11 protein-coding genes are annotated in these 17377 nt (G+C 37.3%); 6 read left to right on the top strand and 5 right to left on the bottom strand.

Annotated features, from left to right (window positions below; all coding sequences use genetic code 11):
• Window positions 1-58 precede the first annotated feature (58 nt).
• The 3 genes from RM539_RS08750 to RM539_RS08740 all read right to left on the bottom strand — a co-directional run bounded on the left by RM539_RS08750 (window position 59) and on the right by RM539_RS08740 (window position 5558).
• Window positions 59-3433 (bottom strand): PAS domain-containing protein, encoded by a 3375-nt coding sequence (locus RM539_RS08750; protein WP_311503013.1) that lies wholly within the window; start codon window positions 3431-3433, stop codon window positions 59-61.
• Window positions 3434-3783: 350 nt separating this feature from the next.
• The gene (locus RM539_RS08745) at window positions 3784-4761 is read right to left on the bottom strand and encodes an NAD-dependent epimerase/dehydratase family protein (RefSeq protein ID WP_311503012.1); all 978 of its coding nucleotides are present in this window, start codon (window positions 4759-4761) and stop codon (window positions 3784-3786) included.
• Window positions 4758-5558: an SDR family NAD(P)-dependent oxidoreductase gene (locus tag RM539_RS08740; RefSeq protein WP_311503011.1), complete on the bottom strand. Its 801-nt coding sequence runs from the start codon at window positions 5556-5558 to the stop codon at window positions 4758-4760. Before RM539_RS08740 ends, RM539_RS08745 begins: the two co-directional genes overlap by 4 nt.
• A gap of 404 nt (window positions 5559-5962) precedes the next feature.
• On the opposite strand from RM539_RS08740, the gene serA reads away from it, so the two are divergent.
• A complete protein-coding gene (gene serA, locus RM539_RS08735) occupies window positions 5963-7855 on the top strand; it encodes a phosphoglycerate dehydrogenase (RefSeq protein ID WP_311503010.1) in 1893 nt (630 codons plus the stop codon).
• A 105-nt stretch (window positions 7856-7960) separates the two neighbouring features.
• Window positions 7961-8617: a PAQR family membrane homeostasis protein TrhA gene (gene trhA, locus RM539_RS08730; protein ID WP_311503009.1), complete on the top strand. Its 657-nt coding sequence runs from the start codon at window positions 7961-7963 to the stop codon at window positions 8615-8617.
• Between the two features lie 181 nt (window positions 8618-8798).
• Here the strand turns inward: trhA and RM539_RS08725 are convergent, their stop codons facing one another.
• The gene (locus tag RM539_RS08725) at window positions 8799-11828 is read right to left on the bottom strand and encodes an AAA family ATPase (RefSeq protein ID WP_311503008.1); all 3030 of its coding nucleotides are present in this window, start codon (window positions 11826-11828) and stop codon (window positions 8799-8801) included.
• A gap of 2 nt (window positions 11829-11830) precedes the next feature.
• Window positions 11831-13045 carry an exonuclease SbcCD subunit D C-terminal domain-containing protein gene (locus RM539_RS08720; protein WP_311503007.1) on the bottom strand — a complete coding sequence of 405 codons (1215 nt, stop codon included), beginning with the start codon at window positions 13043-13045 and terminating at the stop codon, window positions 11831-11833.
• A 193-nt stretch (window positions 13046-13238) separates the two neighbouring features.
• On the opposite strand from RM539_RS08720, the gene RM539_RS08715 reads away from it, so the two are divergent.
• From RM539_RS08715 to RM539_RS08700, 4 genes are all read left to right on the top strand, one after another.
• A complete protein-coding gene (locus tag RM539_RS08715) occupies window positions 13239-13721 on the top strand; it encodes a YciE/YciF ferroxidase family protein (RefSeq protein WP_311503006.1) in 483 nt (160 codons plus the stop codon).
• A 730-nt stretch (window positions 13722-14451) separates the two neighbouring features.
• Complete coding sequence (locus tag RM539_RS08710) at window positions 14452-14835, top strand: hypothetical protein (protein WP_311503005.1); 384 nt, start codon at window positions 14452-14454, stop codon at window positions 14833-14835.
• Window positions 14836-14919: 84 nt separating this feature from the next.
• Complete coding sequence (locus RM539_RS08705) at window positions 14920-16425, top strand: FAD-dependent oxidoreductase (RefSeq protein ID WP_311503004.1); 1506 nt, start codon at window positions 14920-14922, stop codon at window positions 16423-16425.
• A gap of 7 nt (window positions 16426-16432) precedes the next feature.
• Window positions 16433-17314 (top strand): MBL fold metallo-hydrolase, encoded by an 882-nt coding sequence (locus tag RM539_RS08700; protein WP_311503003.1) that lies wholly within the window; start codon window positions 16433-16435, stop codon window positions 17312-17314.
• Window positions 17315-17377: the final 63 nt, after the last annotated feature.

Below are 17377 nucleotides of genomic sequence, written 5' to 3'. Positions count from 1 at the left end.
ACTTTTTGCTTTTAACATCATGATGTCTTCAGAATAATTAGAAAGAAATATCTTTTGATCATATTAGAAATTCGGCTTTCGCAATTACCTGTTTTATAATTGCATCCAGGTCTTTTGCCGATATTTCGAGGTATTTTAAAAACTCCTCTCTTTCTTCTTTACTATCAATTTCCGGCAGGAGATTAACGAGGCTAAGAATCCGGCTTAAAGGAGCTCTTACCTCGTGAGACTGTATCCATGTAATTTCCTTAAGGAGCTTATTTTGTTGCTGAATTTCATCTATCATTAATTTTGAACGGGTAACATCCCTGGCAGCTCCAACAAGTCTTACTGCTTTTTTATCATTATCTCTTACTATATAAGCTTTGTCTGAAACATATGCTATTTCGCCATTGGCCTTGTAGAAACGGTAATGCATACTCCATTTCTTTTTGGTTTTACTTTTAGAGGTTTTAGTGATCGAATCAACTACTTTTGAACGATCTTCAGGATGAATATTTTTAAACCAGAATTCCTGTGATGATGTGACGGAAGAGTTCTTATAGCCAAATATTTTATAGAAACTTTTATTTCTGATTACTTTATTGGTAGATAGGTCCCAGTCCCATATCATTTCCTGGGTAGCTTTTAGTGCCTTCTTATAGCGTTCATTACTAATTTTTACCTGAAGCTCTTTTTCTTTCTCCTCAGTAATATCCTGAATAATTCCTTCAAGCCGTAAAGGCACACCATTGCCATCTGTTACTAATTTTATACGTTGAAGTACCCATTTAACAGCCCCTTTTGAAGTTAATATACGGTGTTCGAACTTTTTGAACTTGTCAAAAGGTAATTCGCCATCCAAAAGGTGCCGGTCTTCAGGGTGAAAAGCATTTCTAAGGTTTTCCATGGTAGGAATAAAGTCTACTGGAGAACGTTCAAAAATTTTATACGCAGCTTTAGACCATTCTGAAATATCCTTATCTTGATCCAGTTCCCTCTTCCAATGTCCCATTCGGCCAATTTTCTGAGCATATTCAAATTTTTCAGTCTTTTCCCGTAGTTTTAGTGCTGCATGTTTGGAGTGGGTTATATCTTTTCCCACGGCATAAACCAGCTTTTCTTCCTGCAGTGTGGAGGTTGTCCAGGATATCCAAACTGCTTTTCCATCTTTACGGAGATATCTTGCTTCAAAATTAAGATGATTTCCTCCCTCTTTAAGAGTAGCAATTTCCTGCTTCACTTTTTGAAGATCTTCCGGATGTAGAAAGTCCAGAAACGTTTTTTGCATGGCATCTTCAGCAGTATATCCAAGGATATCTTCCACGGCCGGATTAATTCTTAAAATATCACCCTTTAAGCTGGCAATACATAATATTTCCCTGGATAGATTAAAGAAATTAAAAAGTTCTTCTTCTTTTTTCTTATGTGAAATTGTGAATGCAATTTCATTACTTATGGCTTTCAGGACTTCCATATGCCTTTGACTATAAGTATCTTCAGATCTGGAGAAGAAGCAGATAACTCCAACTACTTCTCCTGAAGAGAAAAGAGGAACCCCGCATGCGGCAGAGAAGCCGTGATTTTTTTGCAGTATCTGGTCCAATTCTTCTTTTTTCCAGAAAAGTAATTCTTCTTCAATCTTTTTCCCATAAATCCCATCATTCATCTGAAGAATTTCCAAATCTTCTAACTTCTTAAAAACTGCTCCACAGAATTCTTTAGGAATGATTTGAGCAGATTTATGAATTTCATCTTTATGTCTGGAAGTAAGCCAAAGTTCCGCAAAACCTGCACCATTATAAGTACATAAGCGCTGCATCATTTGGGAGAAGCCGTTGTCAAGCGTCTCGCAATCTTGCAAATCTGCTTTTATTCCGGTTAAAAGAGAACTTTGTTCCTGCCTGTTCTGCTCTTCGGTAATATCCTGCAGAGCCCCTACCAGTCTTAGAGCTCTGCCATTTTTGTCTCTAATAATGAATGCCCGGTTAGAAACAGAGGCTACAGAGCCATCTGCCCTCATGTACCTGTATTTTTCTTTCCATACCTGTGAATTTTTATCATTAATGGTTGTCATCAGCGATTCAAAAACTGCATATGTATCTTTAGTGTATATTTTTGAAAGGTTATGAGCATCTGTAAGGTTAAAGCAAAATGTATTTTCTTTATATCCGAAAATTTTATTATAACCCTCTCCCCAATATATCTTATTCTTTAAAAGATCCAGATCCCAAAGTGCATCATTGGTGGCTTTTTTAGCCAAACGATAACGCTCATTGGTTTTTTCCAGCTCTTCTTTTTGTAAATATTCTGTTGTAATATCACGGGAATTAACCACAATTCCTTTTACTGCAGGATCCTCGCTTAAATTAGTGGCAATAGTTTTAAACCATCTCCAATTGCCTTGGGCATCCCTGAATCTATATGGAAGCGGGTGTATCTGCTTTGTTTTTTTTAGTTTTTCAAACTCTGTAAACAGGCGGGATTTATCTTCAGGATGAAGAAAATCAAAAGCATTTTTTCCAATTAATTCAGAGGTGGGTATTCCAAGAATCCTACCTGCGCTTTCACTTGAAAAGATAAAATTTGCCTCTTCGTCCAATACCGATATAAGGTCGGAAGCTTCCTGTACAAGTGCTTCGAACCTCTTGTTATGCTCCTCCAGTTTTTTTTGCTGATTTACCTTTTCAGTAACATCCATAATAACGCCATCAAAATATAAAAGCTCACCATTAGTTGAATAAACTCCGGTACCCTGTTCTTCTACCCAAACAAGTTTTCCCTTGGCATTTTGAATACGGTAATTTAAAGTGAAAAAGTTTTTTTCTTTTATTTCATTGAGAGCTTTATAGGTGCTTTGGATATCGTCGGGATGAATTATACTAGCATAAGTTCTTCGCCTGTTTTCAAGGAAATCTGAAGCCGGATATCCAGTAAGATCCTCCACTTTATCGTTCAGGAATTTCATGGTCCATTGCTTATCTACCTTACAACGATATGTAACTCCCGGAATATTCTTTACAAGATTGTGCAGATAATTCTGTGCTTTTGCTTCTTTATTCTTTTCCTGCATATTTCTGGTAACATCTTCTATAGTCAACAGTATAGCCGAAGTATCTGAAATTGCCTGTATCTCGATTTGATAATAATGACTGGTAAGAATTCCTTTTGAATTCCTGACATTCGCCGGGCAGGAAATTTTTGTGGAACTTTCTGAATTAATTGTTTGATGACATGAATTGAAAATCAGGTCACGATTTTGCTGAAAACAAGGTAATTTATCCGCCAGGTCTTTAGAGAATAAATTTTTGCCAGTTGCCTGGGTTTTATCTAAACTGAAGAGCGAGGAAAATTTCTTATTAAAGAGATTTATAAAAACACTATCATCTCTAAAGTCAAGAATAACCGATGCTACAGGAAATAGCTCGAATACATTTCTCAATTTTTGTTTCATTCGCCCAACTTCAGTTACAATTCTCTTGAGAACTCCTGCAAAAAGTAGTTTCTTGTTTAAGAGATTTTTAACAAAGAAACAAAAATTTTAGTTTTATCTGTATTTTATCCTGCTTTTAGTAGCTCTTGTGGAGATGATTTTTGTCTGATATAAATCTACGGGATCTTTTATCTTGAAGCAATTCAAATATTTATAAACATAACATATTGTAAATAAGTGGTTTATTTATTATTATTACATACTTAAAAGCTGAAGAAATGGTTTAAATAAAGTTCTGTAATATGGATAATTTACTTACATTTTATTATTAATCGCAGGAAATTTCTTCTTTACAATAAAAAATTTAAGTATCAAATCATATTGTTATTCCTAAACCATTTTATGGCGTCATCTACGGCATTTTCTATAGGCTGATATTTTAAGCCCAATTCCCGTTGGGATTTATCGCCGGAATAATAATTGGAAACACAAAGGATTTTCATATTAACAGATGATAGAGATGTTTTTATCTTTAAAAGTCTCAGAATATCCCCTGCATGACCCGTAAGCAAGAGTAAGTTCTTTGGGATTTTCAGCATCAGCATTTTTTTCTTGTTGCCCCGTCTTTTTAGTAATGTAAAGAAATCTTTATAACTCATATTGCTGTTGGCCAGAAGGTAAGCCTCTCCCGGTCTGCCGTTCTCCAGGGCGGAAAGAATTCCTTTGGCAGCATCGCGTACATCTACAAAATTCTTTCCACCGGGTGGAAAAAAAACCACTCTTTTATTCAATCCCATTAAAATAATCTGGCCTGAACTCGGTTTGGAGTCATACGGGCCCAGCATAAAAGTAGGATTAACCCTGATTATATCTATTTTTTCAGAATAGGACAGCAGCTTTTCTTCCGCTTCTGTTTTGCTCTTTGGATAAAAGGCATCGGTAAAGGGAGGTTTCGGAGGATTTTCTTCAGTACCCGGGTTATTGATATCTCCGTAGCCCATAGTATTGGCAGAACTCACGTAAATAAATTTTTGGACGTTTAGCTTTACGGCTGCTTTAACCATGTTCACGGTACCAGTAACATTGACTTTGTGATAAACGTTGTACTCAAGAATATTCTGGGCAGTAAGAGCGGCAATATGTACCACGGCATTACAATCCACCATGGCTTTTTCTACTGCCGTAAAATCGAGAATATCAGCTTCAACCAGTTCGAGGTTGGGATGAGATTTCAGCAGAAATTTTTTCTTATCCCGTATAAGTCCTTTTACGAAATATCCTTTTTTTAAAAAAAGATCAATGGTATTTGTTGCCAGAAGACCGTTTGCGCCGGTAATTAAAACTTTCATCGTTCAGCTACTTCTTTTTTAGCAGATTTGCTTAAAATGGCTGATTTTATGGAAACAGGTAATACATGCAGCAGGAACCATCCCAGCCGATGCGCCCAGTTTAGCTTTATCACTTTTTTCCTCCTGAACATTTGATCCAAAGATATTCTGGCGATCTCACCGGGAGGTATAAGAAGTACTCTGGCACCCAGTCCCTGTTTGTCAATCCTGGAGGAAACATCGCCGTTGGTCTTTATGGGGCCTGGGTTAAGGACACTAAATGAGATAGGATCTTCAGCAAATTCATTTTGCAGGCTTCGCGTAAAACTATAAACATATGCTTTGGAGGCCGGATAGACGGTTTTGTAGGCAATAGGACTAAGGGCAGCCATACTGGACACGTTAAGCACATATGATTTTTTTCTCTCAAGAAGATTTGGCAGGAGCTGGTGAGTAATTATAGAGGTCGCCTTCACGTTTAAATCCAGCATTCGTTCAATGTAACCGGTATCAGCATCTAAAAAATGCTTATTCCCTCCAAACCCAACATTATTAATGAGGATGGAAATTTTGAAATTATTATTTATCCAGGAAGTGAATTCAAGTACATTTTCTTTTTTGGTAAGATCTGTTTCCCTGTAATGCGCCTCACAACCCAGGTCTTTTATTTCATTTGCCAGGTTTGGAAGCCCTTCTCCAGGCAAACTGGTAAGTATTATGTTCACATTTCTTCTTGCCAGCTCAAGGGCAAACGCTTTTCCAAGTCCCTGGCTGGACCCTGTAACCACAGCAAAAACCGCTTTGTTGTTATGCTTCATTAGTTTTAGTAGTTGTCTGGTTGAGATTAATGAAAACAGCAACCTAATTAAAATTAAAGAATGCTTTATTGTTATTCCTTAAATATTCTATAAACAAATCTGGATAAACTCCATTTCTGAATATCAAAATAGCCATTATTAGATGCTTTATCTAAAAGTTGGCAAAAATAGCACCTTATTCTTGAGGTATAATAATATTCGTAGTAACAAATTTAATTTGATTCTTATGTTTTCCACAATTAAGAGGGCGTCATTAGTATCTTAAATAGGTAATTTTAATTAAATAGCTGCTTATATTAATGAAAATATAAAAGCTTCTGATATAATTTTTTCATGCCTTTAAAAATGACTTAAAAATCTTAGTTTTGATTCTGAATTGAAAACTCTGAAGACACTATTTCTGCATGAAAGCCAAGACCAATTACGTAATAGATTTTGACAGTACATTTACACAGGTAGAAGCCCTGGATGTGCTGGGAGAAATTTCTCTGGAAAATGATAAAAATAAAGATCAGCTTTTAAAGGATCTAAAATCCCTGACCGATCGTGGTATGGGAGGAGGATTGGCTTTCAGAGATTCCCTCAAGCAACGCCTTGACTTGCTGAAAGCAGAAAAGAGTCATCTAGAACCTCTTATTGAAAAGCTAAAAGGAAAGGTTTCTTCCTCTTTTGTTCGAAATGAAGAGTTTTTTAAAGAAAACCGCGATCATATATTTATCATCAGTAATGGTTTTAAAGAATTTATTGTTCCCATTGTTTCTGAATATGGCATAAAGCCTGAAAATGTGTTTGCAAATACTTTTATTTTTGATGATGCCGGTAAGGTAACAGGTTTTGATACCAATAATGTTTTGTCTTCCAATAACGGGAAAGTTGAACAATTAAAATCCCTTGAGTTAAAAGGTGATGTTTTTGTTATTGGTGACGGCTATACAGATTATGAAATTAAAGCAGCAGGCCTTGCCAATAAATTCTATGCTTTTACTGAAAATGTAGAAAGAGACAATGTGCTTCAAAAGGCCGATCATATCACTCCCAGTTTAGACGAATTTTTATACCTCCATAAAATGAATAAAGCTATTTCTTATCCCAAAAACAGGATTAAAGTATTACTTCTTGAAAATGTGCATGAAGATGCCGTGGCCATTATGAAAAATGAAGGTTACAATGTTTCAACCTATGCAGGGGGAATGGATGAGGATGAACTGGCAGAAAAAATAAAAGACGTTTCCGTTCTTGGAATCCGCTCTAAAACCCAGCTTACCAAAAAGGTACTGGATAATGCGCAGCGACTTATTGCGGTGGGTGCTTTTTGCATAGGTACCAACCAAATAGATTTAGATGAATGTCTTAAGAAAGGAGTGGCTGTTTTTAATGCACCTTACAGTAACACTCGTTCTGTAGTAGAACTGGCCATTGGCGAGATTATCCTGCTTATGCGTAACCTGCCGGACCGAATTGCCGAAATGCACAAGGGAAAATGGAATAAATCTGCCAGTGGTAGTTTTGAAATACGCGGGAAGAAACTGGGTATTGTTGGTTATGGTAATATTGGCGCACAACTTTCAGTAGTAGCCGAGGCAATTGGTTTTGATGTTTATTATTATGATCTGGTTGAAAAACTGGCACTGGGGAATGCCACTAAGTGCAGTAGCCTTCAGGAACTTTTAGAAACAGTAGATATTGTAACGCTTCATGTAGACGGAAGGAAAGAGAATAAAAAGATTATTGGAGAGGAACAATTTCAGCAAATGAAAGAGGGTTCTTACTTTCTAAATTTAAGCAGGGGCCAGGTGGTTGATGTAGAGGCGCTTAGCAGGCATATTTCTTCCGGAAAAATAAAAGGAGCCGGTGTAGATGTTTACCCGAAGGAGCCAAAGACAAATGATGATTCCTTCGAGTCTGAACTTTGCGGTTTGCCAAATGTAATTTTAACTCCGCACATAGGAGGAAGCACACAGGAAGCACAGGAAAATATAGGAAATTTTGTTCCGGGAAAAATAATAGAATACATAAATACCGGGGGAACTACAAATTCTGTAAATTTCCCTAACCTGCAATTGCCAACATTAGAGAATGCACACAGGTTAATTCATATTCACCATAATAAGCCGGGGATTATTGCTCATATCAACAGAATCCTGGCTGATAATAATATCAATATAGTAGGGCAGCATCTTAAAACCAATGAAACAATTGGTTATGTGATCACCGATATTGATAAGGCATATGATGCTGAAGTGATTAAGGAATTAAAAAGTATTCAGGGCACAATTAAATTCCGTGTACTGTACTAAGTAGCGGCCGCATGAATTCTAATATTCGCTGAATCAAACTTGTGTTAAAAATTTGATTTGAGAACGTCTTTTTGTATTCTTTTATGAGATTTAAAAGAAGAAAGAATGGCCGAATTAAATCCACAAAATTCATATCCGCCCTTTGAGGAAAAACTGAACATTATTTCCCACGGCTTAGGCTTTGCAATGAGTATTCTGGGGCTGGTACTGTTAATCCTCAGGGCAAATGATTATGGGGAAACAGTGCACCTGGTGAGCATCTTAATTTTTGGAGCCAGTATGGTATTGCTATATGCGGCTTCTACATTTTATCACAGTGCACGAGGAAAAAAACTTAGGTACAGATTAAATATTTTAGACCATTCCTCTATTTATATTCTTATTGCCGGCACTTATACACCTTTTGCGTTGGTAACGCTGAACGGCACTGCCGGTTGGATTATTTTTGGAGTGGTTTGGGGAATGGCATTTCTGGGGGTAATTCTTAAACTTTTTTTTACCGGCAGGTACCAGACTTTTTCCACTATAATGTATGTGCTAATGGGTTGGGTAATTGTTTTTGCCGTAAAGCCCCTGGTGGAAAATCTTAGTGTTAATGGACTAATATGGCTCTTTGCCGGTGGAATTTCCTATACTATAGGTGCAGTATTATTTAGCCTGAACAGGCTAAAATTTAATCATGCCATCTTTCATATTTTCGTCCTGTTTGGTACATTTTGCCATTTTCTTTCTATTTATTATTACGTCCTACCTTCAGAATAAATTTAAATAAAACTTATCGAGGTCAATGCTAGCTTCATATTGCATTGTTGTTAATCCTATGGAAGTCAGTTGAGCCTAGTCTAATTTATCTTACTCTTTCTCCCAACTTTCTCCTCTATACTGGTTTTACGCATAAAATATTTAGACAATCACAGAACATCAATTAATATCAGGCTTCGAATCACCCCCTAACTTCCAGGCTGCTATATCCCTGCCCGTTTCTTTTTAGCTGAATTTGTGTGGCAATTCGCTCCTTCAGAGAATCCACATGGCTTATAATGCCGATGGTTTTAGAGGATTCAGCCTGTAATTTTTCCAGTGTATCCAGGGTTTGGTCAAGAGTTTCAGGATCCAGAGTGCCAAAGCCTTCATCAATAAAAAGGCTGTTGATTTCAACATTTCTGGAAGCAAGATCAGAGAGTGCCAGGGCCATACTCAGGCTCAGGATAAAAGTCTCGCCGCCGGAAAGCGTTTTAACCGATCTTCTTTGTCCGCCCATGTGTTCGTCTACGGCCACCAGTCCGTCATCTTCCTCTTCAGCCGGCTTATCTATACTATAACGGTCACTAAGATCTTTAAGCCGGATATTTGCCAGGTGGAGGAGTTGCGTAAGACTGAGGTCCTGCGCAAAATCATTAAAGTTTTTACCCCGGGAATCGCCAATAAGCTCATTTAACAGCCGCCATCTTCTGGTTTTTTTCTCTTTTTCTGCAATTTGGCTGTTCAGCTGACTTAGACGCGCGAGGTTATCATCATGATTTTTGAGCAGCCTGTGGATTTCCTTACATTCTTCGCTTATATTTTTGAATTTTTCCTTTTGTGCCTCCAGATCTTCCTGCAGGATATATTTTTCTTTTTCCACATCCAGTTGTTTGGCTGTTTCAAGCTGCGAATGGAGCAATTTTAAAGTAGTTGCGGTATTATCTATCTGTTTCCGGATAGTTTCCCTCTCACTGCGCAAAGCATTACATTCTGCATCCGGCATTAGAGCGGCAAAGGCTTCAGCAATATTTTTAAATCCCTGTTTGGCAATTTTGGAGGAGAGATCATCTTGCAGCTTTTCTTTTGATGCTTCTTTCTCTTCTGAAATTTTTCTTATTTCTTTTGCCCGCTCTTTAATGTTTTTCTGCGCGGCACAAAGGTTTATCCAGCTGTTCTGCAGTTGCTGGCAATCTCTCTGAATATTATTTCCTGTATAAAGCAGCGATAATGCCTCTTTTAGTTCTTTCCCATCGTTCAGTATTTCCTGAAGGCTTTTTAGCAGGGGAAGACCGGCGGCTATAGCTTGCAGCTGTTTTTGATTTTGTATAAAATCTTCTAAAGTCTGCAATTGATGCTCAATGGAATTACTGACTTTTTCCCAGCCGGCAATATGGTCTGCCTGTTGAAATTCAGCATATTTTTTTGAGAATTCTGCCTCTTGCTCATCTGCAGCCTTTTGAAGTCGAAGGGAATGTTCATACAATTCTTTTAGTCGCCCGGTAACATTTTTAAGGTTAAGGCTGGAAATTTGCAAATTTTGGTTCCATTCCTGGAGCAGTGTTTCAGTCTTTGTTATTTCCTGGTCTTGTGCAGGGTCTTTTTCTGGCAGCCCTTCGGCAAAAGGATGATGTAAGGCACCACAAAGTGGACAGGCTTCTCCTTCTTTTAAATTGTGGCGGTGCTCTTCCAGACTGGCGCGCAACATCTGGTTTTCTTTTTTCAGATTGAGGTTTTCCAGCTTATTTTTATGTACAGTCACCTGTTGCCCTGCATTCTTTATCTCTTCCGGTAAGCTTTCCAGCTGTGGCTGCAGTTTATCTTTTTCAATTTCTAGTTTATTCTTTTCTTCTGAAGTTTTTTCAATGCTGAAAAAATCCCGGGTGGCTTCCCGGGCCAGTTTTAATTTTTGCTGAAGTTGTTCCTTTTGAACTTGTGGATGATCCAGGTCTAAACCTGATAAAGCCTCTCGCAGATCTGCTGATTTTTGTAATGTTTTATGTTGAAGATCTTTTAACTGAATTTCATTCTCCGGCAGCTTACGTTCATTTAATTCAAATGGCAATTCTTTTACTTCTGGAAGAAGTTCTGTTTTTCTGAAATTATATTCATTAAGCTTGCTTTTCCTTTTTTCCTGTATTCCAAGAATTTTATCTCTGAAATCCTGAAGTTTTTCCTCAAGGTTTTGAGTATTTACATCAGCATGTATTAAGGCGGAAACTTTATTTTGCAGCTTTTCAATACCGGCGGAATTTTCAGATGCTCTCTTTTTATTGTTGCTGAATTCTTTTTCAAGGTTCTCCAGTTCGTTCTTCAGTAAATTCCACGACCTTAGTTCATCTGAAAAATCCTGCACTTTTTCATGCTGTTTTAAAGGAAAACCATGTTCTTTTTCAAAGGTTTTCAACTTTTGATCTGCATTATATTTTTGTTTTTCCAGCCGCAGAATTTCCTGTTGTTGTTTTTCTATATTTTCTTTTAGTTCCAGTGCTTTTCGCAAATGCTCAATTTGCTTTTCAAAGTTTTCACAAGCCAAAGTTTTTTGATTATAAAGAAGCGCTTGCTCCTTTAGCATTTCCTCTTCCAGCAGGTTTTGCCGAATGATTTTTATTTCATTCTGCTGTGCTTCAATATCCCGGTTGACTTCTTTATTTTTTTCAAAGGCCCTTATTCCTAGCTGTCTGTAAATCCCGGTACCGGTGATTTTTTCCAGTAGTTCACCACGCTCATCCTTTTTTGCTCTTAAAAACTGGGCGAATTCTCCCTGCGCCAGCAATACCGATTTGATAAACTGGTCATAATTCAACCCTATAAGCGCTTCATTTTTTGAGGGAACATCAGATTTTTTTAAATCAATAACCGAGTTGGATGCTACATCATAAATTTCCATCTCATAATCCCTCAGATTATTGTTGCGGTTGGTGGAAATACTCCATTGGGAGGCAAAGATCCCGGATTTACTTTTATAGGTTACCCGTGCAAAGGCTTCTTTTTGATTACGGGTAAGAATAGCTCCTTTGGAAATTATTTCACCTTTACTGATTTTTCCCAATCGCGGCACCTGATTAAATAGCGCAAGTGAAATTACATCAAGAATGGTGCTTTTGCCGCTACCAGTGGGGCCTGTGATAGCAAAAAGGGAACTGCCGGTAAATGGAGCCGCTGTAAAATCTATAAGATGTTTTCCCTTTAAGGAATTGATATTTTGAAATTCTATCTTTAAAATCTTCATTCTTATGCGTTTTCACTTTGCTCAACTTCCTGCAGGAGTTCATCAAATGCTGCCATCAGGTCAGTTTGAGTTTTAGTATCGTATTGCTGCTTTTCTATTAGTTGTGAAAAAATTTCTTTGGGAGTAAGGTCTTCCAACTGCCGGGAACTTTTATACAATTCGGTTGTACCTTTGGTATGCTGCAGGAAAGTAGCGCGATGTTTTACGATTTCATATCCTGGTTTTTGAAAACCCGAAATCAGCTCATCCAGTTCGTAAATTTTCTGGGCATTATATACTTCCTCCTGCAATTCAACTTCAATTAAGGAATCCAGTTCATAATGGTCTTCCAGATTGCCCAATTTTATCTTTAACTCTTCAATGTTTCCGCTAATTTTCAGGAGTTTTCTAAAAACCGGAACAGGAATACTTTCCGGTGTCCAGCCATTTTCAGAATTAAGAACAAGTACTCGCTTTTCATCTTTGCGTTCACTAAAGGAAAGCCGGATAGGAGAACCGCTGTAGTAAGCAGGTACCTGGGCTGTTACTTTTTGGGGTTTATGAATATGGCCCAGTGCAATATAATTAAAGTATTCTCCAAACTGGCGGGCATTAAAGGCAGCCTGATTCCCAATCTGGATATCCCTTTCGCTTTCTGAAGTTTCCGAGCCAGCAGCGAAAAGGTGCCCCATGGCAATAACGGGAACTCCGGGGTATTTATTTTTGCAAATTCCGGCCGCTTGCTCAAAGGTGCTTTGAATGCCTTTACGGATTGCCTGCATCCGGTCTTCATAAGTAAATCCTTCCGAAGCACTTCTAAGGTCAGAATCACGCAAATAGGGGATAGCGGCTATTATAAGTTCAATTTTTCCATTTTTCGAAACAGGGATGATACAATCTTCTTTATTTTCTGGAAGCCCGCCAATTACATGCATTTTTAGTTCTTTCAGGATCTCTTTTGGTGCATCGAGCATGGCCGGGGAGTCGTGGTTACCTCCTGTAAGGATAATTTCACAATCCAGCTTTCGAAGCTGCATTAAGGCTTTATAATATTGTTTACGGGCTTCTGATGAGGGGTTGGCCAAATCAAAAACGTCTCCCGAAATAATTAAAAGATCAATAGATTTTTGAGCAATACATTTACAGAGCCAATTTATAAAAAGATCAAAATCTGCATATAAATCATGTTTATGCAATTTTTTGCCGATGTGCCAGTCGGCAGTATGAAGAATTTTCATTTTTTCCGCTTGGGTTTATAAAAGTGTAATTGAAATGGAAAGATATTATTTATATGTGGTTCTATAAAAAAGAGCGTCTGGAAAAGCAGTTCATAATTTAATATAAATGCAACAAAGCTTTATGCTCTATTTAACTGAAATCGAAGTAATTCATAATTAGCTTTATACTACAATCAATAAATAATTACAAGTTATGAAGAATCTAAAAGATTTATTTGAACACCAGTTAAAAGACCTATACAGTGCAGAGTCACAGTTACTTGAAGCGCTGCCGAAAATGGCGAAAAATGCAAGCGACAGTGAATTGAAAAAAGCATTTGAAAGCCATCTTGAAGAAACTAAAAAGCAGAAGAAAAGGCTTGAAGAGGTTTGTGATGAATTAGGTATCAAACCTACCGGCGAAAAATGTAAGGCGATGGAAGGTCTTATTAAAGAAGCTGAATCCTTTTTGAAAGAAGATGCTGAAGATGATGTACGGGACGCAGGATTAATTGCAGATGCGCAAAGAGTTGAACATTATGAAATTTCTGGTTATGGTACCGTTATTAGATATGCCAAGGAATTAGGACATGATGGCCTTGCGAAGAAGCTCCATGAAACTCTGGAGGAAGAATATGGTGCAGATGAAAAACTGAATAAACTGGCAGAAAGCAGATTGAACCGGGAGGCGAAGTAAATCTGCAAATAATTGTCCGGAAAGAGGTCTTTGGCAGCAAGAAAATGCTGGTATAAAAAGACTGTTTCCGGACAGTTTTTTATAGAAGAGAGAATGTTAATTAATTAGGAAGTGTTTAAATTATGCAAGTGGCGTAATTTTCATCCTGATTTGCATTTTTTTGAAACGATATGTTAAAAATTAGAGGGGAACTTAATTTTCCAGGTATCCAGCGACAAATTACAATGGGAATTTTACAAAGAGGAAAAAAATTAGGTGTGAAATTAATGAAATTTTCATTTTTTGCACCGTCTCACTGGGGATAACGTTAGGATCTGCATCTTTTAAGATAGTGAAGATGAAACTAAATTAACATTTAATTAACTATATATTTTATTTTTTAACACAATTAGGTAGGATGTGTTTTTTTAGTGGATAATCGGAATATAAGATTTCATAAGCTTTTTATAGCATCGCCCGGAACTTTATCTTTTTAGTAATATAATTTCCAATAAGATATTGTGGTTAAAAAAGTTAAAATACTAAACATTTGGCTTCTTTGAGGGTAAATTTCAATATTGAATTATTCCAATAACAGGAGTATTAACCACCGAAGAAATTTAAAGCCATGGAATGTTATGAAAAGACCATTAGGATTTTGGTTAAGTTGAGATCCAGAAGCCTGGCACATCAAAAAGATTATCAACACATAGCGTATCACACTAAAAAGCTGATGACAAAATCTTTCTTTTTGAAGCTTTCAAAATATAAGAAAGATTGTGCAGCAGAATTCAAAAAGGAAATCGAAAGGCTGCAGAATGAATTAAGACTGGATGAAGGAGTTATGCTCGATGAAAATTTAATGGAAAAATGTACCCCGTTGTTTCATGTCTCACGGTATGAAAAGCATGGGCTCTTTAAGGAATGCTACAGGAGGGAAAAGAGAAGTTTTCAGTTTTACAATTGTGCATTATCCCAGGTTAATGGCGGAAGTACACGTGAATTGTTACTTTCTCACAAGCACAGGATTTATTTGTGTTTAAGGGAATTAAAGTGCATGGGAATAAGGATATATGAAGTAGAAGATGAAGCCAATGAGGTTTCATTTAATGTTGAAAATGAGGTAGAATCTTAATCCCATTAAAAAAGATTGTCAAAGGCCTGTTCTAAATATAACAGGCTTTTGGCTTTTATAATTTTAACTAAAAATATAATTTAAATGGTTCAAGGGTCTTTATGGAATTCGTATTCAAATAAAAATGTTTCTTATCCCGCACTTAAGGGTGATATTGCCGTGGATGTAGCAATAATAGGTGGTGGAATTACCGGTATAACGAGCGCCCAGTTGCTTGTGGAAAGGGGTTATAAGGTTGCTGTTCTTGAAGCAAAAAGTATAGGAAAAGGTACCACTGGGCATAGTACAGGTAATCTGTATGTAATTATTGATGAATTGCTAAGTAAGTTAAAGTCCAAATATGATGGAAAGGTGGTGGAAAGAGTTATTTCCTCCCGTTTGGAAGCTTTTAAAAAAATTGAACAGAATGTAAAAAACTTTCAAATTGATTGTGATTATAAGAAGCAACCATTATTTCTGTTTGAAGATGCCAACACTTTTAAAATTCTGGAAGAAAAAAAAGTAGCCAAAGAAATTGATCTTGCCTTTTTTGAACTTTCAGAAGCCTTTCCTTTTATACACGATGATGGAATGAGGCTTGATGATCAGGCACAGTTTAATCCTTTACTATACATCCAGGGCCTGGCAGGGGCACTTGATGGTGAAAATTGTCAGATTTATGAAGAGACCTGTGTAAGGGCAGTCGAAGAAGAAGAAAATCGAATCCTGTTACATACGCCGGAGGCTATAGTTTCTGCTAAACATGCTATCCATGCCACTCATACGCCAAAAGGGCTGGAAATTCAGTATCATACCACACTAGGGCCTTACAGGGAATATGGTGTTGCGGCCAGATTGAAATCCAATGAATATCCCGAAGGTATCTTCTGGGGATATTACGATAACAAAAAATATTCGATACGATCTTATTCCCGTGGGAACGATAATTTTCTTTTGGCAGTTGGAAGTCCTCATAAAGTAGGGCAGGCCAAAGACAATCAGGCGCATGTGGAAGACCTTAAAAATTTTGTGGAAAGTAGATTTAATGTAGCCGAATTTACCCATGTATGGGGTGGGCAAAATTATAAACCTGCCGATTTACTACCATACATAGGACGGAAAAAAACAAATTCCCGCGAATTAGTTGCCACCGGTTTCTCTACAGACGGCCTGGTTTATGGTACTTTGGCTGCAATAATTTTGGCAGATAAGGTGGAGGATAAATTTAATCCTTATGAGGATCTATACGAAGCTTCACGCCATAATCCGGCAAAGGCTGCAGGTAAATTTATAAAGGAAAATGCGAATGTAGCCGGAGAATTATTTAAAGATCTTACTTTTAAAGGAGATGATAAAGACCTGGTAGAAATCCTACCTGGTGAGGCAGCTGTAATAGTCCGTGATGGTAAAAAGCTCGCTTTATATAAAGAAAATGACGGTAAATTAAGTATTCTTTCAGCCTTATGCACTCATATGGCCTGTGAAGTGCATTGGAATAATGTAGAAAAAAGCTGGGACTGTCCCTGTCATGGGAGTAGGTTTGATACTTCAGGCGAAGTAATAGAAGGCCCGGCGTTTAATGCCTTGAAAAAAATAGAAATTAATAAATAATAAGATTATGGAGGAGAGGATGAAGCAAAGCGATGATAGTAAGTTTATCCCTATGACTTCTTTTAGAAGTGGAAAAGGAAATGAAATTCAGAATGATGTCTATTACTATACTAATCAGATTGTAAATATCGTCATGATTGGCAAAAATGGTGAAGATGACTGGATATTAATAGATGCTGGAATGCCGAAATCGGGAAAGGAGATAGTAGAAGTTGCTGAAAAACGGTTTGGCAAAGATACCAGGCCTAAGGCAATTATTCTTACTCATGGGCATTTTGATCATGTAGGCAGCCTGGTTTATTTAATTGATAAGTGGAATGTGCCTGTTTATGCCCACCCGCTGGAATTTGGTTATCTCACGGGAGAGAAAAGATATCCTGAGCCAGATTCTTCAGTAGAGGGCGGATTATTGGCTAAAATTTCATCGGTTTATCCGCATGAATCTATAAATGTAAATTCGGCACTCAGGGAATTACCGGAAGATGGTACGGTTCCCCACTTACCGGAATGGAAATGGATCCATGTTCCCGGACATGCACCAGGACAGGTCGCATTCTTCCGTGAAGAGGATAAAACTTTAATAGCGGCAGATGCTTTTGTAACGGTAAAACAGGATTCTTTTTATAAAGTACTTGTTCAGAAAAAAGAAGTAAATGGTCCACCAGTTTACCTTACTACTAACTGGGAGCGTGCCGGAGAATCTGTTGATAAATTGCAAAAGCTCCACCCAAGAGTTGCTGTAACAGGTCATGGAGAAGCTATAAGTGGTGAGGAACTGGATTGGGGTCTCAGGAATTTAAGGATGAATTTTAAAGAGGTTGCTGTACCTGCTCATGGAAAATTTGTACGAAATGAAAATAAAAAGTGTTTTTTTAGAGGTACACAATAATTAAAATGCATTTCATTTAACTTTTTATTAAGGGTTTAAAATAATATAAACAGCAGCAATCAC

Origin of the sequence: Autumnicola musiva, from assembly GCF_031846585.1 — a bacterium.
In the GTDB taxonomy this organism is placed as follows: Bacteria; Bacteroidota; Bacteroidia; order Flavobacteriales; family Flavobacteriaceae; genus Autumnicola; species Autumnicola musiva.
This window is presented reverse-complemented; position numbering and strand designations above follow the sequence as displayed.